We start from the raw sequence: 23028 nt of genomic DNA on the forward strand, positions 1-23028 counted from the left end.
TCTATTGCCTGCCCTTGATCCGGCCTTTGGCCAACAATCCTTCATACTGGCGTGAAATCATGTAGGATTCAATTTGCGACATGAAATCCATGGCCACGCCAACTACGATCAGAATGCTCGTTCCACCAAAATAGAACGGAACATTGAATTGTGAGATGAGCAACATGGGCAAGACACACACTACAGAGATGTAGAGCGAGCCCCACAGGGTTAAACGAGCAAGAACCTTGTCAAGATACTCCTTGGTCTTTTGCCCAGGGCGAATTCCGGGGACAAATCCCCCCTGTTTGCGGATGTTATCCGTAATCTGCTTGGGATCAAAAATGATCGCCGTATAAAAATAACAGAAGAAGATAATCATAGCCACAAACAGTATATTATACAGGACGGAACCAGGATTGAAGAGTTCTGAGACAGTATGAACCCACTCCGCCTGATAAAAATTGGCAATTGTTGCCGGGAAAAGCAGTATTGAAGAGGCAAAAATCGGAGGAATAACGCCGGCAGTATTAATACGAAGCGGCAAATGCGTCGTTTGCCCGCCATACATCTTCCGACCAACCATCCGTTTTGCATATTGAATTGGAATGCGCCGTTGCCCGCGTTCTATGAACACGATGCAGACCATGACCGCACCCATTCCAACAACCAACAATAATACGAGTAACGGGCTCATTTCACCAGCTCCCATGAGCTGGAAAGTATTGATAATGGCCCGAGGCAGACCAGCAACGATACCAGCAAAAATGATGAGCGAAATACCGTTGCCAATGCCTTTGTCCGTGATTTGTTCACCCAACCACATAAGGAACACTGTCCCAGCGGTCAACGTGATCACGGTCATGATTCTGAACATCCAACCAGGTTCAATGACAATCGGTGCTCCCGTGGGACTGGACATACTTTCCAATCCGACAGCAATACCGAGTCCCTGAACCACAGTAATGAGCACCGTGCCGTACCGAGTGTACTCAGTGATCTTTTTCCGCCCCTGAGCCCCTTCATCTTTTTGCAGCCGCGCCAGTTCGGGACTGACGACAGTTAAAAGCTGCAAAACAATCGATGAAGAGATGTAGGGCATGATACCCAAAGTAAAAATGGACAGTTTATTCAAACCGCCACCGGAAAACATGTCGAAAAGGCCAAAAAGAGTATTCTTGGTGTTTTCGAAGAAATCGGCCAAAGCAGCGGTGTCCACCCCAGGGACGGGGACATGGATGCCAATGCGGTAAACCGCGAGCAAAAAGAAGGTCCAAAGGATCTTCTTTTTGAGCTCGGGCAACCGGGCCAGGTTCTCGACGCCTTGCAGGGCCACGTTAACCTTCCGTCACGCTTTCCAGGGACTTGGCCTGTCCACCGGCCTTAGCGATTTTTTCGAGCGCCGACGCGCTGAACTTATGCGCTTCAATGGTCATCGCCTGCGTCAGTTCACCCTGGCCAAGGACTTTGACCAAGGCTCCGCGAGCGATAATTCCGCGATCATAAATCGCGTCCAGCGTAATATCGGTTGTATTGGGAAAAGCTTCAATAAGTCTTTCAAGATTTACTGGAGCATACACGACCTTGAAAGGGTTCTTGAATCCACGCTTGGGAAGACGACGCTGAATGGGCATCTGGCCGCCTTCGAAGCTGGGACGAACCCCTCCGCCAGCGCGTGAATTTTGCCCCTTGTTTCCCTTTCCAGCGGTGCAACCGGATCCCGATCCACGACCGCGACCGATGCGTTTGCGATTTTTACGCTCTTCAGGAAAAGGATAGAGTTCATGCAGTTGCATTATTTCACCTCTACCAGGTGCGAAACCTTGAAAATCATGCCCCTGACGGCAGGAGAATCAGGCAGAACTTTTTCCTGCCGGATGCGCTTGAGTCCAAGCGCTTCCAGGGTGGCCTTCTGCTTGGGAGTGCAGCCGATCTTGCTCTTGACGAGCTTCACGCTCACTTGAGAGGACATGGCTTATTTCCTCGGAGTTTCCAGGGCTTTGCCGCGCAGTTCGCTCACCTGCTCCGCGCTGCGAAGCGAAGCGAGACCGGCGATGGTGGCCCTGAGCACATTGTGCGGGTTATTGGTGCCGATGGCCTTGGTGAGCACGTCATGCACGCCAACAGCCTCCATGACGGCACGAACAGGACCGCCTGCAATAATGCCAGTCCCCTTGGAGGCCGGAATGAGCATCACGTTGCCGGCACCGAATTGGCCGAGAACCTGATATGGCAACGTTCCATCCAGCAAAGGAATTTTGATCATGGTTTTTTTGGCCTGGTCGGTCGCCTTGCGAATGGCTTCAGGGACCTCGTTCGCCTTCCCCAGGCCGTAGCCCACGGAGCCCTTACCATCGCCCACCACCACCAGGGCGCTGAAACTGAACCGGCGGCCACCTTTGACAACCTTGGCCACGCGGTTCAAGTACACGATCTTCTCGATTTGGGTCAGTTCAGACTGGTCCATGTTGTGAGCCCCGTTAGAATTTCAGACCGCCCTCACGGGCGCCTTCGGCCAACGCCTTGACGCAGCCATGGTAGAGGTAACCGTTGCGGTCGAAAACCACAACCTCAATGGCTTTTTCCTTGGCCTTGGCGGCCACATCGCGGCCAACCTTGGTCGCGGTGTCCTTGTTGGCGGCAACCTTTTCACCTGTCTTGGACAGACAAAGAGAGGAGGAAGACACCAAGGTATTTCCGGTCAAGTCGTCAACGATTTGCGCGTACACATGCATGTTCGAGCGATAGACGACCAATCGAGGCCGATCGGCGGTACCGTTGATTTTCTTGCGGATCCGAATCTTGCGGCGCTTACGCTGGAGAAGTTTAGTTTGTTTCATTTTCTCTTCCCCTACTTCTTGCCGCCGGATTTGCCGGCCTTGCGGCGAATCTGTTCGTTTTCGTACTTGATGCCCTTGCCCTTGAAGGGTTCAGGCGGACGCACCCGACGCAAGCGGGCAGCGACTTCGCCAAGAAGCTGCTTGTCGATACCGGACAATATCAATTTATTGCCTTCGACTTTGGCTTCTATTCCGGCAGGCAGGTTGTATTCCACAGGGTGGGAAAAACCGACCGTGAGCACCACGCTCTTGCCGGCAACCTGAACTCTGTAGCCCACACCAATGACTTCAAGGGTTTTACTGAATCCCTTGGTGACGCCATCAATGCAATTGGCCAACAGCGTACGGCGCAAACCGTGCTGCGCTCGAGCCAAGCGGGTTTCGTCAAGGCGACCGACCCGAAGAACGCTCCCTTCAATCGCATAAGAAATTTTCGGGTGCGTCGGTGTGGTCAGCAAACCTTTAGGGCCTTTGACTTCGACCATTTCGCCGTTGATCTTAACTTCGACCCCGGCGGGAATGGGTATCTCTTTCTTGCCGATGCGCGACATGAGCGTGGTCCTCTTACCAGATTTCGCAGAGCAACTCACCGCCGACGTTGGCATGCCTGGCGGTCAAACCGTCCATGACGCCCTTCGACGTAGAGAGGATGCAGATGCCCAGGCCATTTTGAACGCGAGGAATTTCTTGAGCGCCGACATAAATGCGACGACCAGGCTTGCTCACGCGTTTCAGTCCCGCAATAAGGGGACGGCCTTTGGCGTATTTGAGGGTGATCACAAGATCACGCTCGGCCACTTGAAAATCATCGATATAGCCCTGATCCTTCAAAATGCCGGCCATGGACTCCTTCATCCGGGAGTGCGGCATGGCCACGCTTTTGTGCAGCGCATGATAGGCGTTGCGGATTCGGGCCAGCATATCGGCGATGGGATCGGTCACGGACATGTGGGCCTCCTCCTACCAGCTCGATTTCCGGACGCCCGGCAGCTCGCCCGCCAGGGCCATATTGCGAAAGCAAATGCGGCAAATGCCGTACCGGCGCAGAAAAGCCCTGGGACGCCCACAGATGGGGCAGCGATTGTACGCCCGTGTGGAAAACTTCGGCTTGCGCCGGGCTTTGACCATGAGAGCAGTGCGAGCCACGGTCGTATCCTCCTACTTTCGAAACGGCATGCCAAGCAGATCAAGCAGGACTTTGCCTTCTTTGTCCGTCTGGGCAGTGGTGACGATGGTGATGTTCATACCCTTGACCAACTCGACACGATCGATGTTGATTTCAGGGAAAATAGTATGTTCCTTGATGCCCAGGGTAAAGTTCCCACGACCGTCGAAACCGCGGTCCGGAACCCCCCGGAAGTCACGCACACGCGGCAGGGCGAAATTCACGAGCTTGTCGTAAAAGTCCCACATGCGGTCATGGCGCAATGTAACCCGGCAACCAACCGGCTGATTTTCACGTAGCTTGAAAGCGGCAATGGACTTTTTTGCCCTGGTGACCACCGCTTTCTGGCCGGCGATGGCGGTAAGCTCTTTCGCGGCTTCGTCGATGAGCTTGCTGTTCTGCGAGGCTTCGCCAAGTCCGATGTTCAACGAAATGAACTTGAACTTGGGAATCTGCATGGGCGACTTGTACCCGAACTCCTTTTGCAAGGCCGGCACGGCCTTTTCGGAGTAAAGCTGTTCGAGGCGAGTCATTGTGAATTCCCTTAGCTGATTACCTGGTTGCACTTCTTGCAGAAGCGGACTTTTTTGCCGTCTTCCGTGAAGCGATACCCCACTCGGGTGGGTTTGGCGCAGGCGTCGCAAACAAGGGCCACGTTGGAAACAGCAAGCGGAGCTTCTTTTTCCACAATCCCGCCGGCTTGACCGGAATAGGGGTTGCCCTTGGTATGACGTTTGACCATGTTCACCTTTTCCACCAGAACACGGTCGCTTTTAGGAAGAATCTTCAAAATCTTGCCGATTTTGCCCTTATCCTTCCCCGCGATGACCATGACCTTGTCGTCCTTGCGGATGCGAAACTTTTTCATAATTCAAGGCCTTCTAAAGCACTTCGGGAGCGAGCGAAACAATCTTCATGAAGTTCTTCAGGCGAAGTTCGCGCGCCACAGGGCCGAAAATGCGGGTGCCCACCGGTTCGAGCTGCGCTGTGAGCAGCACGGCCGAATTGTTATCGAACTTGATATAGGTGCCATCAGCGCGCCCAACTTCCTTCTTGGTGCGCACGATCACCGCCTTCATCACCTGCCCCTTCTTGACTTTGGAATGGGGCATGGCCTCCTTCACGGACACCACGATAATGTCACCCACGCTCGCATACCGACGGCGCGAACCGCCAAGCACCTTCACGCAGGCAACCTTTTTGGCGCCCGAGTTGTCGGCCACGTCGAGAACAGTCTCAACCTGGATCATTTCGCCTTCTCCATGATCTTGACCAGATGCCAGCGCTTGCGAGCCGACAGCGGGCGATGCTCGATGATCTGCACCTTGTCGCCCATGCCACATTCATTCTGCGGATCATGAGCCATAAATTTCTTACGGCGGCGGATGTACTTTTTCACCAGGGGGTGCTTGACCAGGGTCTCGACACGCACGACGATGGTCTTGTCGCCCTTGTCGGAAACCACGATGCCGGTCAGCGTCCGGCGATTGCTCTTGTGTTCGTCCATAGTTCTACCTGCCGCCTTGCTTTTGGTTCATCACCGTCTGGATACGGGCTACGTCTTTTTTGAGCTCGTTCAAACGATGAGTTTTTTCCAACTGTCCGGTGGCGTGTTGAAAGCGAAGCTTGAAAAGTTCGTCCTGAGTCTGAGCAAGCTTTTCGCCAAGCTTGGTGCCGTCGAGTTCGCGAAGTTCCTTGGAGGTGAGCATGGCTACGACAACTCCTTGGTCACGATCTTGGTCTTGATGGGCAGCTTATGCTGAGCCCTGATCAACGCTTCGACAGCAACATCAAGATCGACGCCTTTCACTTCGTACAGGATACGACCAGGCTTTACAGGAGCGCACCACCCCACCGGGGCGCCCTTACCGGACCCCATGCGGACTTCAGCGGGCTTGGACGTGACGGGGAAGTCAGGAAAAATTCTAATCCAGACTTTCCCACCGCGCTTGATATGGCGCATGATGGCGACACGAGCGGCCTCAATTTGCTGGCTAGTCAGCTTGCCATGCTCGAGGGCCTTAAGACCGATATCGCCAAAGGCCACGGTGGCTCCTCCAGTGGCGGGTCCAGACAGGCGTCCTTTCTGACGCTTGCGGAATTTCGTTCTGTTGGGAGAGAGCATTATTGTTCAACCTCACTCGAAAGAATCTCGCCCTTGAAGATCCACACCTTCACACCGATGACGCCATAGGTGGTCTTGGCTGTGGCCAGGCCGTAATCGATATCCGCGCGCAGGGTATGCAAAGGGACGCGACCGTCGCGGTACCATTCCGAGCGAGCGATTTCGGCCCCGGCCAGACGGCCGGCGCATCCAACCTTGATGCCTTCCGCTCCGAACTTGCGGGCCAAGCCCACCGTGCGCTTCATGGCTCTACGAAAAGCCACGCGGCGTTCCAATTGCAGCGCGATATTCTCGGCAACCAACTGGGCGTCGATCTCGGGCCGGCGGATTTCGTTCACCTCAACAGCGAACTCACGCCCAAAACGTTTACGTAGATCGGTGCGAACCTTCTCGATCTCGGTACCTTTGCGACCAATGACAATGCCAGGACGCGCAGTATGAATGATGAGTTTGATCTTGCCGCCCGCGCGCTCAATCTCAATCCGCGAAATTCCCGCATGATACAAAGAGGACTTCACGAACTTGCGAATCTTGTTGTCCTCGTAGACGAAGGCTGGATATTCCTTCTTGGCAAACCAGCGAGAGTTCCAGTTCTTATTGTAGCCCAGGCGGAAGCCGTACGGGTGGACTTTCTGACCCATGGCCCCTACTCCTTCTCTTCCTCGACCACCACGGTGATGTGGCTGGTGCGCTTGAGGATTCGATTGGCCCGACCCATGGAGCGCGGCATGATGCGCTTGGCGGTGGGGCCTTGGTTGACGATGACGTCCTTGACCTTGAGCAGGTCCACGTCGGCGGACATCTGCTCGGCGTTGGACAGGGCCGAGTGCAGCACCTTCCCGATAATCCGGGCGGCCTTTTTGGGCGTGAACTTCAGGATGTTCATGGCCTCTTCAATGCCGCGCCCCTTGATGGTGTTGGCCACCAAGCGGGCCTTCTGGGGAGAAACCCGAATGAATTTCGCTATGGCTTTGGCTTCCATGGGCTTGGTCCCTTACCTCTTGGCCTTGGTCTTCTTGTCGGCGGCGTGCCCGTGGAAGGTGCGCGTGGGCGCGAATTCTCCGAGCTTATGCCCGACCATGTTTTCGGACACGAATACCGGGATGAACTTGCGGCCGTTGTGCACGGCAAACGTCAGCCCAACCATTTCGGGCAGGATGGTGGACCGGCGCGACCACGTCTTGATGACGCGTCGATCCTGCGTTTCGTTAGCCTTTTCCACCTTGGCCAGCACGTGGCCATCCACGAACGGACCTTTTTTAAGAGACCGGGGCATGTTTGAGCTCCTACTTAGCATTGCGCCGCTTGACGATCAGGCGCGACGAAGCCTTCTTGCGATTTCTGGTCTTGTAGCCCTTGGTCGGGACACCCCACGGAGACACGGGATGACGGCCGCCGGAACTCTTGCCTTCACCGCCGCCCAACGGATGGTCGACCGGGTTCATGGCAACGCCGCGAACTTTGGGACGACGGCCAAGCCAGCGATTGCGACCAGCCTTGCCGATGGACACGTTTTCGTGATCCACGTTGCCCACCTGTCCCACCGTGGCGATGCAGGCAGCAAGCACGTTGCGCACTTCGCCGGAAGGCAGACGAAGAAGAGCGTACTTGCCCTCCTTGGCGATGAGCTGGGCATACGTGCCGGCAGCGCGACAGAGCTGTCCACCCCGACCCGGGGTCATCTCAATGTTGTGCAGCAGCGTGCCCACAGGCATTTTCACCATGGGCAAGGCGTTGCCGGGCTTAATGTCGGCGGTATCGCCGGACAAAACGACGTCACCGGCTTTCACGCCAACCGGCGCCAGAATGTAACGCTTCTCGCCATCAACATAGTGTAAGAGGGCGATACGAGCGGACCTGTTGGGGTCGTACTCAATGGAAGCAACCTTGGCCGGAATGCCCACCTTGTCGCGGCGGAAATCAATCACGCGATACCGGCGCTTGTTTCCCGCGCCGCGACGACGCGATGTGATGCGGCCCTGATTGTTGCGACCGGATTTCTTGTTCAGACCTTCGGTGAGACTGCGCTCCGGAGCGGACGCGGTAATCTCGTCAAAGGCGGAAACGGTCTGAAAACGGCGACCGGCCGAAGTGGGTTTGAGCGTACGCACGGCCATGGCTTAGACTCCCTCGAATAAATCGATCTTGTCGCCTTCAGCCAGGGTGACATACGCCTTTTTGTATCCAGCGATGCGGCCCACGGCCCGGCCATGGCGACGGCGAACCATGGGCTGACGGCGAATCACGTTCACCTCGGTGACCTTCACCTTGAAGGCCTCCTCGACGGCCTGCTTGATTTCGAGCTTGTTGGCCTTGGAGGCGACATAGAAGATGACCTGATTGGCCTCTTCTTTGGCCCGGGTGGCCTTTTCCGAAATAAGCGGCTTTAACAGAATGTTCGCGTAGCTCATGGCTATTTCAACCTTTCCTGAACGGCTTGCGCCGCGCCCTGCACCATCACCAACTGCTGATGGCCGAGCACGTCGTAGACGTTGAGCATATCCTGACGGACGACCTTGATGCCAGGAATGTTACGGGCGGAAAGCTCAACAGTGTTATTGGAATCGGCCAGTACGATCAAGGCTTTTTTCAGGCCCAGGGTTCCGGCCACTCCGGCGAAAAGTTTCGTTTTGGCTTCGGGCAGTTCAAGCTTGTCCACCAAAAGCAAGTTTTCACCGGAAAGCTTTGAAGTCAAGGCCATCTTGAGAGCCAACGCCTTGATCTTCTTGTTGACCTTGAAGCTGTAGTCGCGAGGCTGGGGGCCATGCACCACCGCGCCGCCGCGCCACACCGGGGAGCGCTTGGCGCCCGAGCGAGCCCGGCCGGTGCCTTTCTGCCGCCAGGGCTTGGCGCCGCTGCCCGACACAAAGGAACGGGTCTTGACCTTGTGGGTGCCGGCACGCTTCGCGGCAAGCTGGGACCGAACCACCAAATGCAGGATCTCAGGGCGAACGGACACCTCGAAAACCTCGGGGGCCAGTTCCATGACGCCCACTTCTTTCTTGGACTGATCGAAAACCGTGACGTTTGCCATGACTTACCCCTGCTTGCGGATCATCACCAGGCCGTTTTTGTGCCCGGGAATCTGGCCTTTGACCAGAATGAGGTTCTTGTCGGGCCTCACGTCGAACACTTCAACGTTAATGGCGGTGACGGTGCGGTCGCCCATGTGGCCGGCCATTTTCTTGTTCTTCATGACCTTGCCAGGCTCGGTATTGTGACCGATGGAGCCACCGGAACGATGGGCCTTCTCGGTACCGTGGGTCTTCTTGAGACCGCCGAAGCCGTAGCGCTTCATGACGCCCTGGTAGCCCTTGCCGATGGAGGTGCCGGTCACTTTGATCTTCTCACCAGGAGTAAAAATCTCGACAGTGAGCTCCTGACCGGTTTCGTAGCCATCAACCGCTTCAAGGCGGATTTCACGCAATATGCGATAAAAGCCCTTTTCAGCCTTGGCCTGATGGCCTTTGTCAGGCTTGTTGAGCCTTTTCTCTTCCAGGTCCTCGTACCCGATCTGCAAGGCGGTGTAGCCGTCCTTCTCCTGGGTCCTGATCTGCATCACCGGGCAGGGGCCAGCGGCGATGACCGTCACCGGGACGACAGCGCCGTCGTCACCGAAAAGACGGGTCATGCCAACCTTGCGGCCGATGATGCCAAGGGTTTTGCGGGCCATGGTACTATCCCCTTTTCCCTCTAAAGCTTGATTTCCACGTCGACACCGGCGGGCAAGGAAAGCTTGCCCAGGGCGTCAACGGTCTGCTGAGTCGGCTCCAGGATGTCGAGGAGGCGCTTGTGCACGCGCATCTCGAACTGCTCGCGGGACTTCTTATCCACGTGAACCGAACGGTTGACAGTGACCTTGTGAATATTGGTCGGCAAGGGGATGGGGCCGGCAATGCCCGCGCCGGTGTTGCGCGCGGTATCGACGATTTCGGCCACGGCCTTGTCGAGTATGCGGTAATCGTACGCCTTGAGTTTGATGCGGATACGGTCGCTGTTCATTGTTTTACTCCATGATCTCGGTCACCACGCCGGCGCCGACGGTGCGGCCGCCCTCGCGGATGGCAAAGCGAAGACCGGTTTCCATGGCGATGGGCGCGATGAGTTCCACCATGAAGGTGGCGTTGTCGCCGGGCATGACCATTTCCACGCCTTCGGCAAGGGTCACCACGCCGGTCACGTCCGTGGTGCGGAAGTAGAACTGCGGGCGATAGCCCGAGAAGAACGGGGTGTGACGACCGCCCTCTTCCTTAGAGAGCACGTACACCTCGGCCTTGAACTTGCGGTGCGGCTTGATGGAGCCCGGCTTGGCCAGAACCTGGCCGCGTTCCACGTCTTCGCGCTTGATGCCGCGAAGCAGCACGCCCACGTTGTCGCCAGCCTGGCCCTGGTCCAGGATCTTGCGGAACATTTCCACGCCGGTGCAGGTGGTCTTGACCGTGTCCTTGATGCCCACGATCTCCACTTCGTCGCCGACCTTGATGATGCCGCGCTCCACACGACCCGTCACCACGGTGCCGCGGCCGGAGATCGAAAACACGTCTTCGATGGGCATCAGCACGGGCTTGTCGATGTCACGCACCGGCTCGGGGAAGTACGAGTCGCAGGCGTCGAGAAGCTCGAAAATGGGGGCGGCGTCGGGGCTGTTGGGGTCGTCGGACTCCAGGGCCTTCAGGGCGGAGCCCTTGATCACCGGGATGTCGTCGCCGGGGTAGCCGTATTTCGTGAGCAACTCGCGCACTTCCAGCTCGACCAGCTCCAGGAGCTCGGGATCGTCCACCAGGTCGACCTTGTTCATGAACACCACCAGGTGCGGCACGCCGACCTGACGAGCGAGCAGGATGTGCTCACGGGTCTGGGGCATGGGACCGTCCGTGGCGGCCACCACCAGGATCGCGCCGTCCATCTGCGCCGCGCCGGTGATCATGTTCTTGATATAGTCGGCGTGACCGGGGCAGTCCACGTGCGCGTAGTGGCGCGTCGCGGTCTGGTATTCCACGTGGGCCGTGGCGATGGTGATGCCGCGTTCCTTTTCTTCAGGCGCCTTGTCGATCTGGTCGAAAGCGACATATTCGCCAAACCCGCGCATGTGCGACAGTTTGGTGATGGCGGCCGTCAGCGTGGTCTTGCCGTGGTCGATATGACCGATGGTGCCGATGTTTACGTGCGGCTTGTTGCGCTCGAATTTGGCCTTGCCCATGGTGATCCTCTATTTTCTCTTGATGATTTCCTCGGCCAAATTGCCGGGAACGCGCTCGTAGTGGTCGAACTGCATGGTGAAGGTGGCCCGACCCTGGGTGCGCGACCGAAGGTCCGTGGCGTAGCCGAACATCTGCGACAGGGGCACATGGCACTTGATGACCTGAGAAGTCGTTCTGGCCTCCAGGTTGGTCACACGGCCGCGGCGCCCGTTTAAATCGCCCATGACATCACCCAAGTATTCCTCGGGCGTGACGACTTCCACACTCATGATGGGTTCGAGCAGAACCGGAGCGGCAGTCCGGCAGGCTTCCTTGAAGCCCTGGGAACCGCAGATGAAAAAGGCCTGCTCGGAGGAGTCCACCTCGTGGTAGGAGCCGAACACCAGGTTGACCTTGACGTCCACCAAAGGAAAGCCGGCGATGACACCGCTTTTCATGGCGTTCTGAATGCCCTTGTCCACGGCGGGGATGTATTCCTTGGGGATCACGCCGCCGACGATGGAGTTGACGAACTCGTATCCACCGTCTTCCTTGGGCTCGACTTCAAGCACAACGTGAGCGTACTGGCCGCGACCACCGGTCTGCTTGACGTAACGATTATCGTACTTGACCGCCTTGGTGATGGTCTCGCGATACGCGACCTGGGGAGCGCCCACATTGGCGTTGACCCCGAATTCGCGCATAAGGCGGTCGACGATGATTTCCAGGTGCAGCTCACCCATGCCGGCGATGAGCGTCTGGCCCGACTCTTCGTCGCTCTTGACCCGGAAAGACGGATCTTCCTTGGCCAGCTTGACAAGCGCCTGGGACAGGGTGTCGCGGTCGGCCTTGGTTTTGGGCTCGATGGCCACTTCGATGACCGGCTCGGGAATATTGAGCGACTCCAGAACCACAGGGGCCTTTTCATCGCACAACGTTTCGCCCGTGGAGGTCAGCTTCAGCCCGACGGCGGCCACGATGTCGCCGGCCAGGGCTTCCTTGATCTCCTCACGCTTGTTCGCGTGCATCTTGAGCAAACGGCCGATGCGCTCCCTCTTTCCGGTGGCTGCGTTGAGCACCGTCATGCCGGACTCGATCTTGCCCGAGTACAGGCGAAGAAAGGTCAGGTGACCGATGAACGGATCGCTCATGAGCTTGAAAGCCAGCGCGGCCAGAGGACGCTTGACGTCGCAGGGGCACTCGATGCTGTGGTTCTCGTCGGAGGGATCGGAGCCGACAATCGGCGGAATGTCCACCGGCGAGGGGAGGTAATCCACCACCGCGTCGAGCAGGGGCTGCACGCCCTTGTTCTTGAAGGCCGAACCGCACAGAACCGGCACGATGGAGAGCCCGATGGTGGCCTTGCGCACGCCGTTACGAATCTCGTCCGGCGTGAGCTCCTCGCCGCCCAGGTATTTCTCCATGAGCGTTTCGTCTTCCTCGGCGATGGCTTCAAGCATCTCCAGGCGCAGGGCGTCGAACTGATCCTTGAGCTCGGCGGGAACATCGGTGATGACGTACTCCTTGCCCTTGCTCAGGTCATCGAACACGAAGGCCTTGCCGGTGATGAGGTCGACGACGCCCTTGAACACGTCCTCGCTGCCGATGGGGATCTGCAGGGGAACAGCCTTGGCCCCCAGGCGATCCTTGACCATCTGGACGCAACGGAAAAAATCGGCCCCAACGCGGTCCATCTTGTTGACGAAACACATGCGGGGCACGCGGTAGCGCTCTGCCTGGCGCCAAACCGTCTCGGTCTGGGGCTCGACACCCGCCACCGCGTCGAACACGGCCACCGTCCCGTCGAGCACTCGAAGCGAGCGTTCGACCTCGATGGTGAAGTCCACGTGGCCCGGCGTATCAATGATGTTTATGCGATGGTCGCGCCAGAAGCAGGTGGTGGCGGCGGAAGTAATGGTGATGCCGCGCTCCTGCTCCTGCACCATCCAGTCCATGGTGGCCTGGCCATCGTGCACCTCGCCGATCTTGTGCGAGACGCCGGTGTAGAAGAGTATGCGTTCGGTTGTGGTAGTCTTGCCCGCGTCGATATGGGCCATGATGCCAATATTGCGCTGGCGCTCTACGGGTACGTGTTTGGACACAATAATTCTCCAGGCAAGCTCTTACCAGCGGTAATGAGCGAACGCCTTGTTGGCCTCGGCCATTCGATGGGTATCTTCGCGCTTTTTCACAGCGCCGCCACGGTTGTTATAGGCGTCGAGCAATTCGCCGGAAAGCTTGCTGACCATGCCCTTCTCGCCGCGATTGCGCGAGTTGTTGATGAGCCAACGAATGGCCAGGGTGGTCTGACGCTCGGGACGCACTTCCATGGGAACCTGATACGTGGCGCCGCCCACACGACGAGGCTTGACCTCCATGTGCGGCTTGACGTTACCCAGGGCGCGTTCAAACGCTTTCAAAGGCTCTTCCTGGGTCTTCTCCGCCAGCACATCGACGGCCTTGTAGAAAACGGCCTCGGCCGTGCTCTTTTTTCCGTCAAGCATGAGGCGGTTGATAAACTTCTTCACCAGCACACTGCCCAGAACGGGATCGGGCAGCACGACGCGCTTGGGAACGGGACCTTTACGAGGCATGGACGTGACTCCTCACTATTTGGGACGCTTGGCGCCGTACTTGGAACGGCTCTGACGACGATCGGAAACGCCGGAGGTGTCCAAGGTGCCGCGAACGATGTGGTAACGGACGCCGGGCAAGTCCTTCACGCGGCCGCCGCGGATCATCACCACGGAGTGCTCCTGAAGATTATGCCCCTCGCCAGGAATGTAGCTCGTAACTTCGATGCCGTTGGTGAGCCGCACACGGGCGACCTTACGCAGGGCCGAGTTGGGCTTCTTGGGGGTCGTGGTGTACACGCGCGTGCACACGCCACGGCGCTGGGGGCAGGCCTGAAGCGCCGGGGTCTTCTTGCGTTTGGTCTGCTTGCTCCGCTCTTTATTGATCAATTGATTGATCGTGGGCATGTCTGGCTCCGTTCAACGGTTGAATTGCAAAGGCGCACGAGTAGACAAAAAACCCCGGTACTGTCAAGCAGTATTGCCGGGAAGAGCCGCTTGCTCGGGACCGCGCGAGGAGACCTGCTCCCCCGTTCAGCCGCTGGCAGCGTAAACCGTGCGATTTGCTGAAAGCAGGATTTTGTAACACCGCCCCCGGAGGTTGGCAAGGGATTTCAAGGATTCTTTTTCTCTTTTCGTTCCAAACTGCTCTTTCCCTCTGTTTTTTCAAGTTTTTTTTCGAACAAACACCAAAAGGCCCCCTCCCGGGAGTCCGGAAGGGGGCCACAGTTGAAAACACGGTGTTGCGTAGAGACGTTGCCGTCGTCCGCTCACTCCCCGTACATGCCGCCGTCGTCGAGTTCCTCGGCGTAGCGGTCCGGGCGTTCGGGCTGTTCCGGCACCACGATTTCTTCTTCCATGTATCGGCGGAAGCCCGTGCCGGCCGGAATAAGCCGACCTACGATGACGTTTTCCTTGAGTCCGCGCAGGTGGTCTTCCTTGCCCATGAGCGAGGCTTCGGTGAGCACCTTGGTGGTCTCCTGGAAAGAGGCCGCCGAGATGAACGAGTCCGTGGTCAGGCTGGCCTGGGTGATGCCGAGGACCAAAGGTTCGGCCACGGCGGGCTTGAGCCCTTCGCGGATGACGCGCATGTTTTCTTCCATGAACTTGGACTTGTCCACCTGCTCGCCAATGAGGAAGTTCGTCTCGCCCGAATCGATCACCGCCACCTTCTTGAGCATCTGGCGCACGATGATCTCGATGTGCTTGTCGTTGATGTTCACGCCCTGGAACCGGTACACGTCCTGGATTTCTTCCACCAGGTACCGGGCCAGGTACTTTTCACCCTTGATTTTCAGGATGTCGTGCAGCTCGGGATAGCCCTCGGTGAGCATTTCGCCGGCCTCCACGAAGTCGCCCTCCTGGGCGGTGATGTGCTTGCCGCGCGGAATGAGGTATTCCTTGGGGTCGCCCGCTTCGGGAGTGACCAGCACCTTGCGCTTGCCCTTGGTTTCGGGACCGAAGCTCACGATGCCGTCGATTTCGCTGACCACGGCCAGTTCCTTGGGCTTGCGCACTTCGAAGAGCTCGGCCACGCGGGGAAGACCACCCACGATGTCCTTGGTCTTTGAGGATTCGCGCGGCTTGCGGGCCAGCACGTCGCCGGCGCGCACATGTTCGCCGTCGCGGATCATGATGATGGCACCCACCGGCAGCTGAAACACGGCCGGCGACACGGTGTTGGGCCGCAGCTTGGGCTGTCCGTCATCGTCGCAAACCGAGATGGTGGGACGATACGAAGTGGTGCGGTATTCGATGATGGTCTGGGTGGCGCGTTTGGTGGTCTCGTCCACCTTCTCCTGGTAGGTCTTGCCTTCGACGATGTCGGTGAACTTGAGCGTTCCCTCGACATCGGTGACGAACGGTTCGTTGAAGGGGTCCCATTCGGCGAGCATCTGGTCTTTCTTGACCTGCTGGCCGTCGGCCACGGCCAGACGCGCGCCCGAAGGCAGGCCGTACTTCTCGCGTTCGCGACCCTGCTCGTCCACGATGGAAACTTGGCCCGACTTGCCCAGAACGATGGCCACGCCTTCAGAGTTTTTCACGCTCTTCAACCGGTGCAGAACCACGGTACCGGCATGCTGGGCCAGGATGGACGACCGTTCGATTTCACGGGCCGCCGTGCCACCGATGTGGAAGGTGCGCATGGTGAGCTGGGTGCCCGGCTCGCCGATGGACTGGGCGGCGATGATGCCCACGGTCTCGCCCACGTTGACCAAGTGCCCGCGGGCCAGGTCGCGGCCGTAGCACATGGCGCACACGCCGTGTCCCGCCTGGCAGGTGAGCGTGGACCGAATGGTCAGGCTGGAGAGCCCGAGGTCTTCGATTTTCTGGGCCACCACCTCGTCGATAATGGTGTTGGAGGGGATGGCCACCTCGCCGGTGTCCATATCGAAGGTGTCGAACATGGTCACTCGGCCCAACACGCGTTCGGCCAGGCGCTGCTTGATGTCGCCGCCCTTGATGTAGTGGCTGACCTCAAGGCCGTCCACGGTGCCGCAGTCGAGTTCGGTGATGATGACGTCTTGCACCACGTCCACCAGACGCCGGGTCAGGTAACCCGAGTTGGCCGTCTTGAGGGCCGTGTCGGCGAGGCCTTTTCGAGCGCCGTGGGTGGAGTTAAAGTACTGGGCCACCGAGAGCCCTTCCCGGAAATTCGAGGTGATGGGCGTTTCGATGATTTCGCCGGAAGGCTTGGCCATGAGTCCGCGCATACCGGCCAACTGGCGCATCTGGTCAGGGTTACCGCGCGAGCCCGAGTGGGTCATCATGAAGATCGGGTTGAAGGAGGTGTTGCGCTCCTGTCGTCCCGTGGCTTCGTCCACGAGGAGGTCCGAGGAAATCTCCCGCATCATTTCCGAGGCCACGTCGTTGGTGGCTTTGGTCCAGACGTCCACGACCTTGTTGTACTTTTCCGTGCGGGTGATGATGCCCTCGGCGTACTGCTGCTCGATCTCTTCCACTTCGTTGAACGAGGTGTCGAGAATGTGCGCCTTGCGGGTCGGGATGGAGAGGTCCTTCACGCCGATGGAGACGCCGGCCCGGGTGGAGTACTCGAAGCCCAGGTCCTTGAGGTGGTCGCAGAGCAGGACCGTGGCCTTGGTGCCGGCCAGCCGGTAGACCTCGCCCACCAGGCGGGCGATGGCCTTCTTGGTCAACACGCAGTTGACCAGTTCGAAGGGCACGTCGTCGGTGAGCAGTTCACCGGCGGTGATGCGTCCGGGGGTGGTGTCCACCATCTGCCCGTCCATGCGCACCTTGACCTTGGCGTGCAGGCTGACCACGCCGGCGTTGTGCGCGGTGATGCACTCCATGGGATTGGCGAAGACCTTGCCCTCGCCCTTGCTGAAGGAGCGTTCCACGGTCAGATAGTAGAGCCCAAGCACGATGTCCTGCGAAGGCACGATGATGGGGTTGCCGTTGGCCGGAGAAAGAATGTTGTTGGTGCTCATCATGAGCACGCGGCATTCGATCTGGGCCTCGACGGAGAGCGGCACGTGCACGGCCATCTGGTCGCCGTCGAAGTCCGCGTTGTAGGCGGCGCAGACCAGGGGGTGCAGCTGGATGGCCTTGCCTTCCACGAGCTGGGGTTCAAAGGCCTGGATGCCCAGACGGTGCAGCGTGGGGGCGCGGTTGAGCAGGATCGGGTACTCGCGCACCACGTCTTCAAGAATGTCCCACACCACCAGCTCTTCGCGCTCCACCATCTTTTTCGCGGTCTTGATGGTGGTGGCCAGGCCCCTTTCTTCCAGCTTGGCGTAGATGAAGGGCTTGAAGAGCTCCAAGGCCATCTTCTTGGGCAGGCCGCACTGGTGCAGCTTGAGCTTGGGGCCCACCACGATGACCGAACGGCCCGAGTAGTCCACGCGCTTGCCCAGAAGGTTCTGACGGAACCGGCCCTGCTTGCCCTTGATCATGTCGGACAGGCTCTTGAGGGGACGACCGTTGGTGCCGGTAATGGCCCGACCACGGCGTCCGTTGTCGAACAGGGCGTCCACGGCCTCCTGCAGCATGCGCTTTTCGTTGCGAATGATGATGTCGGGCGCGCCCAGTTCCAGGAGCCGCTTGAGGCGATTGTTGCGGTTGATCACCCGGCGGTAGAGATCGTTCAGGTCCGAGGTGGCGAAGCGGCCGCCGTCCAGGGGGACCAGGGGGCGAAGCTCCGGCGGAATGACGGGAATCACTTCCATGATCATCCACTCGGGCTTGTTGCCGCTCTCCAGGAAGGCCTCGACCACCTTGAGGCGCTTGATGATCTTTTTCTTCTTGGTCTGGCTGCGGGTCGTGAGCGACTCTTCGCGCAATTCCGTGCGCAGCTTGAAGAGGTCGATCTCTTCGAGCAGCGAGCGCACGGCCTCGGCTCCCATGCCCACGGTCAAGGCGTCCTCGCCGTAGTGGTCGATGATCTGGAGGTACTGGTCCTCGCTGATCACCTGGAGCTTGGTGAGGTTGGTCTCCATGGGATCGAGCACCACATAGGAGTCGAAATAGAGAACTTTCTCCAGGTCGACCATGGTCATGTCGAGCAAGGTGCCGATCTTGGAAGGCAAGGTTTTCAGAAACCAGATATGGGCCACGGGAGCGGCCAGCTCGATGTGCCCCATGCGCTCGCGGCGCACCTTGGAGGCAATGACCTCAACCCCGCATTTTTCGCACACGATGCCGCGGTGCTTCATGCGTTTGTATTTGCCGCAATTGCACTCGTAGTCTTTGACCGGGCCAAAGATTTTGGCGCAAAACAGGCCGTCTCTTTCCGGCTTGAAGGTGCGGTAGTTGATGGTCTCAGGCTTTTTCACCTCGCCGAAGCTCCACTCACGGATCTTCTCGGGCGATGCGATAGAGATTTTAATGGCCTTGAGTGTGCGGCTCGACAAGGTGGTGGCCGCCGTGCCCCGAAGGCTGAACAGATCGTCCAAGGACATGGTTACCCTCGTGGTTGTTGGTGCGGGATGTCCCAACGCCTTTCTATCGTCACCGGCCAGCGGACGGACCGTTACGGCCCGTCCGCCGCGTCTGGGCGTTTTCTCCCAAAGGGATCGAAGCGCGCCGGACTATTGCCGGGTGGCTTTGACTTTCTTTTCCTCCTGAAGCAGGTCCACGTCCAAGCCCAGGCTCATGAGTTCCTTCACAAGCACGTTGAAGGACTCCGGCAGGCCCGCTTCCAGGAAGTTGTCGCCTTTCACGATTTTCTCGTACATCTTCACGCGCCCGCCCACATCGTCGCTCTTGACGGTGAGGAACTCCTGCAAAAGATACGAGGCGCCGTAGGCTTCCAGAGCCCAAACTTCCATTTCGCCCAGTCGCTGGCCGCCGAATTGGGCCTTGCCGCCCAGCGGCTGCTGGGTGACCAGGGAGTATGGTCCGGTGGAGCGGGCGTGTATTTTTTCGTCCACCAGGTGGTGAAGTTTGAGCATATACATGACGCCGACCGTAACCGCACGGTGGAACGCCTCGCCGGTGCGTCCGTCATAGAGCCTGACCTTGCCGTCCTCGGGAAAGCCGGCTTTGGTGAGCCAGCTCCAGATTTCCTCTTCGGCCGCGCCATCGAACACCGGCGTTTTGCAGAGAATGCCTTCGCGCAGATCCTTGACCGCGGAGATGAACTCGTCGGCGGGCAGTTCATCCACGAGCTTGTCGATCTGGGGCATGCCGAAGGTGGCTTTCACTTCCTGGCGCAACGGTACCAGATCCATTCCCTGGTCCACCATTTCGGCCAGTTGGCGCCCCAGCTCCTTGGCGGCCATACCCAGGTGGGTCTCCATGATCTGCCCGATGTTCATGCGCGAAGGCACGCCCAGGGGATTGAGCACGATGTCCACCGGAGAACCGTCGGCGAAAAAGGGCATGTCTTCGGCGGGCAGGATACACGACACGACACCCTTGTTGCCGTGTCGACCGGCCATCTTGTCGCCCACCTGGAGCTTCCGTTTCACGGCAACGTACACCTTGACCATCTTGATCACGCCGGGCGGCAGGTCGTCACCCTCGGTGGCCTTGCCGCGCTTGGACTCATAGACCGCCTTGATGAAACGCACCTGCTCCTCGTACGTGTCGAGGATCTCGCCCACCTGCTCGTTGACCTCTTTCGAGGCGAAGAGCCCGCCCAACTTCTTGACCGGAAGGGTTTCGAAGATCTCGGCCTTGATGGGATGATTGGCCTCGACCATCACCTCGCCCTTCTTCTTGCCGAGAAGCGTCTGCACGATGGACTTGCCGGACACGATATCCCAGAGCTTGTCGCGGGTGGTGGAAGTCAGGCCATCGATGTGCTGGGCTTCCTTGATGTCGAGCTTCGCCAGTTCGGCGTCCTCGATGCTCTTGGTGCGGTCGTCCTTTTCGCCGGAGCGGCGGTTGAACACGCGCACATCGATGACCGTGCCCTCGATTCCGGGCGGAACCTTGAGCGAGGTGTTTTTCACGTCCCGGGCCTTGTCGCCGAAGATGGCCCGAAGCAGTTTTTCTTCAGGAGTGAGCTGGGTCTCGCCCTTGGGCGTGATCTTCCCCACCAGGATGTCTTCGGGTTTGACCCGCGCGCCGATGCGGATGATGCCGCAATCGTCCAGGTTCTTGAGCATCTCCTCGCCGACGTTGGGGATGTCGCGAGTGATCTCTTCGGGTCCCAGCTTGGTGTCGCGGGCCACGACCTCGAACTCCTCGATGTGCATGGAGGTGAAGACGTCTTCCTTCACCACCCGCTCGCTGATGAGAATGGAGTCCTCGAAGTTGTATCCGCACCAGGGCATGAAGGCCACGACCAGGTTCTTGCCCAGGGCCAGTTCGCCCAGCCGGATACCCGGTCCGTCGGCCAACACCTGGCCCTTCTTGACATGCTGTCCGGGCACAACGCGGGGCTGTTGCCCGAAGCAGGTGTTCTGGTTGGACTTGTGGAATTTGAGCAGTTCATACGAACGCACGCCGCCGGTCTGGGGCCAGATGCCGCCCTCGTAGCGAACAATGATGCGTTCGGCGTCGGCGTAGTGCACAATGCCGTTTTCCTCGGCCAACTGGCACGACCCCGAGTCCTGGGCCACGGCGCCTTCCATGCCCGTGCCCACCAGGGGACGTTCGCAGCGCAACAGAGGCACGGCCTGGCGTTGCATGTTCGATCCCATGAGGGCGCGGTTGGCGTCGTCGTGCTCCAGGAAGGGAATAAGCGCGGCGGACACGGAAACGATCTGGCTGGGCGAGATATCCATCAAGGTGACCGTTTCCGAAGGCACGTTGGTCTGGTCGCCCCGGATACGGGCCGTGACCATGGGGGTGCTGAAGCGGTTGTCGGGTCCCAGGGGGGAGTTGGCGCCGGCCACGACCTCGTCGATCTCGCGCGAGGCGTCCATGTAGACCACTTCGTCGGTGACCAGACCGTCCTTGACCACTCGGTAAGGCGTCTCGATGAAGCCGAAGTCATTGACCCGGGAGTAAGTGGTCAGGGACACGATCAGGCCGATGTTCGGACCTTCCGGCGTCTCGATGGGGCAGATGCGACCGTAGTGCGAGGTATGCACGTCGCGCACTTCGAAACCGGCGCGCTCGCGGGTCAGGCCGCCGGGACCGAGGGCGGAAAGACGCCGTTTGTGCGTCACCTCGGAGAGCGGATTGGTCTGGTCCATGAACTGCGAGAGCTGGGAAGTTCCGAAGAACTCCTTGAGCACCGCAGCCACAGGCTTGGGATTGATCAAGTCGTGGGGCATGAGGGTGGCCACTTCCTGCAGACTCATGCGCTCTTTGATGGCCCGCTCCATGCGCACCAGGCCGATCCGGTACTGGTTTTCCACCAACTCGCCCACGGGGCGCACCCGGCGGTTGCCCAGGTGGTCGATGTCGTCGGCCGGACCGTGGGAATCCTTGAGGAAGGTCAGATGCTTGATGGCCTTCAGGATATCTTCGTTGGACAGCGTGCGGAAGTCCAGCGGCTCGCTGACGCGCAGGCGCGAATTGAGCTTGTAGCGTCCCACCGGCGAGAGATCGTAGTAGTCGGCGTTGCGGAACAGATTTTCGAAAAAGTTGGCCGCGATCTCGGGCGTGGGAGGAGAGCTCGGACGCAACCGGCGGTAGATCTCCACCTGGGCGGCGATGATGTCGGCGGTCTTGTCGAGCATGAGGGTATCGCGGATGGAACTCGACACGTCCGCGCCCCGGGTGAAGAGCGTGGGCAACACGGTCACGCCGTGTTCACGCAACTTTTCGAGCACGACGGGCGTCAGCTCTTCGCCGGCCTCGGCCCAGACCTCGCCGGATTCGGGATCGCTGAAGTCTTGCGCGAGAAAAAGCCCGAAAATGGAATCCGGCTCCACGGGAATGGACTGCACGCCCCCCTCGCACAAAAGGCGCCAGGTGCGTTTTGTGATGGGTTTGTCGGCTGCGGTGAGCACCTTGCCGTCGGCCCCCACGATGTCGGACCAGGCTTTTTCCTTGCGGTAGAACTCGGGCTTGACCTCGCGCTCCACATGGTCGCCGGACAAGGTGTAGTGTTCGATGTCATAGAAATACGAAAGAATATCACTCTTGGTCATCCCCATGGCCTTGAGCAGGATCGTGGCCGGCATTTTCCGGCGACGGTCGATGCGCACATAGAGGATGTCCTTGTGGTCGAAGTCGAAATCGAGCCACGATCCGCGCATGGGAATGATGCGGCAGGAATAGAGCACCTTGCGAGAGGTGTGGGTCTTGCCCGAATCGTGTTCGAAAATGATGCCAGGCGAGCGCTGAAGCTGGTTGACGATGACGCGCTCGGTCCCGTTTATGATGAACGTGCCCTTTTCGGTCATGAGCGGCACGGTGCCGAAATAGATCACCTGCTCCTTGATGTCGCGGATGGTGCGGTTTTCGGTTTCCTCATCCACGTCATAGACGACCAGACGCACCTTGATGCGCAGGGGAGCCTCGTAGGTCAGTCCCTTGGAGATGCATTCCGGGACATCGTACTTGGGTTCGCCGATCTCGTAGTTGACGTACTCGAGGCTCGCGGTCTTGTTGAAGTCCTCGATGGGGAAAACGGAACGGAACACGCCCTCAAGACCCGCATCGGCCCGGGAGGCCGGGGGAATGTCGCGTTGCAGGAAGAGCTCGTAGGAGTCTACCTGCAAGTTGAGCAAGTGGGGGATGAGGCTGTCGTCGATCTTTCCGAAGCTCTTGGTCAGCTGGGCCATTGTTCCCTCGAACGAAG

General features: G+C 58.9%; 28 protein-coding genes. All 28 read right to left on the minus strand.

All coding sequences use genetic code 11. The features are described from left to right. Position 1 precedes the first annotated feature (1 nt). The 28 genes from secY to rpoB all read right to left on the minus strand — a co-directional run bounded on the left by secY (position 2) and on the right by rpoB (position 23011). Positions 2-1315: a preprotein translocase subunit SecY gene (gene secY, locus ACYQ01_RS17630; RefSeq protein WP_459935133.1), complete on the minus strand. Its 1314-nt coding sequence runs from the start codon at positions 1313-1315 to the stop codon at positions 2-4. A 1-nt stretch (position 1316) separates the two neighbouring features. Then, positions 1317-1775: a 50S ribosomal protein L15 gene (gene rplO / locus ACYQ01_RS17635; RefSeq protein ID WP_459935134.1), complete on the minus strand. Its 459-nt coding sequence runs from the start codon at positions 1773-1775 to the stop codon at positions 1317-1319. Next, complete coding sequence (gene rpmD, locus ACYQ01_RS17640) at positions 1775-1951, minus strand: 50S ribosomal protein L30 (protein WP_459935135.1); 177 nt, start codon at positions 1949-1951, stop codon at positions 1775-1777. The genes rplO and rpmD overlap by 1 nt, the downstream gene beginning before the upstream one ends. Positions 1952-1954: 3 nt before the next feature. Then, on the minus strand, positions 1955-2446 hold the full coding sequence (gene rpsE / locus ACYQ01_RS17645) for a 30S ribosomal protein S5 (RefSeq protein WP_459935136.1): 492 nt from the start codon (positions 2444-2446) through the stop codon (positions 1955-1957). 13 nt (positions 2447-2459) lie between these two features. Beyond that, a complete protein-coding gene (gene rplR / locus ACYQ01_RS17650) occupies positions 2460-2819 on the minus strand; it encodes a 50S ribosomal protein L18 (RefSeq protein ID WP_459935137.1) in 360 nt (119 codons plus the stop codon). Between the two features lie 11 nt (positions 2820-2830). Further along, a complete protein-coding gene (rplF, locus tag ACYQ01_RS17655; protein ID WP_459935138.1) occupies positions 2831-3370 on the minus strand; it encodes a 50S ribosomal protein L6 in 540 nt (179 codons plus the stop codon). 13 nt (positions 3371-3383) lie between these two features. Beyond that, entirely contained in the window at positions 3384-3767 is a 384-nt protein-coding gene (gene rpsH, locus ACYQ01_RS17660) for a 30S ribosomal protein S8 (protein WP_459935139.1), read from the minus strand. A 12-nt stretch (positions 3768-3779) separates the two neighbouring features. Beyond that, positions 3780-3965: a type Z 30S ribosomal protein S14 gene (locus ACYQ01_RS17665; RefSeq protein ID WP_459935140.1), complete on the minus strand. Its 186-nt coding sequence runs from the start codon at positions 3963-3965 to the stop codon at positions 3780-3782. Between the two features lie 12 nt (positions 3966-3977). After that, the gene (gene rplE, locus ACYQ01_RS17670; protein ID WP_459935141.1) at positions 3978-4517 is read right to left on the minus strand and encodes a 50S ribosomal protein L5; all 540 of its coding nucleotides are present in this window, start codon (positions 4515-4517) and stop codon (positions 3978-3980) included. A gap of 11 nt (positions 4518-4528) precedes the next feature. After that, entirely contained in the window at positions 4529-4852 is a 324-nt protein-coding gene (rplX, locus tag ACYQ01_RS17675) for a 50S ribosomal protein L24 (protein WP_459935142.1), read from the minus strand. Positions 4853-4865: 13 nt separating this feature from the next. Continuing rightward, a complete protein-coding gene (gene rplN, locus ACYQ01_RS17680) occupies positions 4866-5234 on the minus strand; it encodes a 50S ribosomal protein L14 (RefSeq protein ID WP_459935143.1) in 369 nt (122 codons plus the stop codon). After that, positions 5231-5491 (minus strand): 30S ribosomal protein S17, encoded by a 261-nt coding sequence (rpsQ, locus tag ACYQ01_RS17685; protein WP_459935144.1) that lies wholly within the window; start codon positions 5489-5491, stop codon positions 5231-5233. The genes rplN and rpsQ overlap by 4 nt, the downstream gene beginning before the upstream one ends. A gap of 4 nt (positions 5492-5495) precedes the next feature. After that, positions 5496-5693, minus strand: coding sequence for a 50S ribosomal protein L29 (rpmC, locus tag ACYQ01_RS17690; protein WP_459935145.1), 198 nt, complete (start codon positions 5691-5693; stop codon positions 5496-5498). A 2-nt stretch (positions 5694-5695) separates the two neighbouring features. Next, complete coding sequence (gene rplP / locus ACYQ01_RS17695; RefSeq protein ID WP_459935146.1) at positions 5696-6109, minus strand: 50S ribosomal protein L16; 414 nt, start codon at positions 6107-6109, stop codon at positions 5696-5698. Then, positions 6109-6750 (minus strand): 30S ribosomal protein S3, encoded by a 642-nt coding sequence (gene rpsC / locus ACYQ01_RS17700; RefSeq protein ID WP_459935147.1) that lies wholly within the window; start codon positions 6748-6750, stop codon positions 6109-6111. The genes rplP and rpsC overlap by 1 nt, the downstream gene beginning before the upstream one ends. A gap of 5 nt (positions 6751-6755) precedes the next feature. Continuing rightward, positions 6756-7091, minus strand: a complete 336-nt coding sequence (rplV, locus tag ACYQ01_RS17705) for a 50S ribosomal protein L22 (protein WP_459935148.1) — start codon at positions 7089-7091, stop codon at positions 6756-6758. A 12-nt stretch (positions 7092-7103) separates the two neighbouring features. Next, positions 7104-7385, minus strand: a complete 282-nt coding sequence (gene rpsS / locus ACYQ01_RS17710; protein WP_459935149.1) for a 30S ribosomal protein S19 — start codon at positions 7383-7385, stop codon at positions 7104-7106. A 10-nt stretch (positions 7386-7395) separates the two neighbouring features. After that, the gene (gene rplB, locus ACYQ01_RS17715) at positions 7396-8226 is read right to left on the minus strand and encodes a 50S ribosomal protein L2 (protein ID WP_459935150.1); all 831 of its coding nucleotides are present in this window, start codon (positions 8224-8226) and stop codon (positions 7396-7398) included. 3 nt (positions 8227-8229) lie between these two features. Then, entirely contained in the window at positions 8230-8520 is a 291-nt protein-coding gene (gene rplW, locus ACYQ01_RS17720) for a 50S ribosomal protein L23 (RefSeq protein ID WP_459935151.1), read from the minus strand. A gap of 2 nt (positions 8521-8522) precedes the next feature. Continuing rightward, positions 8523-9143 (minus strand): 50S ribosomal protein L4, encoded by a 621-nt coding sequence (gene rplD, locus ACYQ01_RS17725; RefSeq protein WP_459935152.1) that lies wholly within the window; start codon positions 9141-9143, stop codon positions 8523-8525. A gap of 3 nt (positions 9144-9146) precedes the next feature. After that, positions 9147-9782, minus strand: coding sequence for a 50S ribosomal protein L3 (rplC, locus tag ACYQ01_RS17730; protein WP_459935153.1), 636 nt, complete (start codon positions 9780-9782; stop codon positions 9147-9149). 20 nt (positions 9783-9802) lie between these two features. Further along, a complete protein-coding gene (rpsJ, locus tag ACYQ01_RS17735) occupies positions 9803-10111 on the minus strand; it encodes a 30S ribosomal protein S10 (RefSeq protein WP_459935154.1) in 309 nt (102 codons plus the stop codon). Between the two features lie 4 nt (positions 10112-10115). Beyond that, entirely contained in the window at positions 10116-11309 is a 1194-nt protein-coding gene (tuf, locus tag ACYQ01_RS17740; RefSeq protein ID WP_459935155.1) for an elongation factor Tu, read from the minus strand. Between the two features lie 9 nt (positions 11310-11318). Then, complete coding sequence (fusA, locus tag ACYQ01_RS17745; protein ID WP_459935156.1) at positions 11319-13391, minus strand: elongation factor G; 2073 nt, start codon at positions 13389-13391, stop codon at positions 11319-11321. A gap of 21 nt (positions 13392-13412) precedes the next feature. After that, complete coding sequence (gene rpsG / locus ACYQ01_RS17750; RefSeq protein ID WP_459935157.1) at positions 13413-13883, minus strand: 30S ribosomal protein S7; 471 nt, start codon at positions 13881-13883, stop codon at positions 13413-13415. Between the two features lie 15 nt (positions 13884-13898). Then, a complete protein-coding gene (rpsL, locus tag ACYQ01_RS17755; protein ID WP_459935158.1) occupies positions 13899-14270 on the minus strand; it encodes a 30S ribosomal protein S12 in 372 nt (123 codons plus the stop codon). Between the two features lie 362 nt (positions 14271-14632). Continuing rightward, complete coding sequence (gene rpoC, locus ACYQ01_RS17760) at positions 14633-18784, minus strand: DNA-directed RNA polymerase subunit beta' (RefSeq protein ID WP_459935159.1); 4152 nt, start codon at positions 18782-18784, stop codon at positions 14633-14635. Between the two features lie 129 nt (positions 18785-18913). Beyond that, on the minus strand, positions 18914-23011 hold the full coding sequence (gene rpoB, locus ACYQ01_RS17765; RefSeq protein WP_459935160.1) for a DNA-directed RNA polymerase subunit beta: 4098 nt from the start codon (positions 23009-23011) through the stop codon (positions 18914-18916). Between the last annotated feature and the right edge of the window lie 17 nt (positions 23012-23028).

Source organism: Fundidesulfovibrio butyratiphilus (assembly GCF_054657235.1).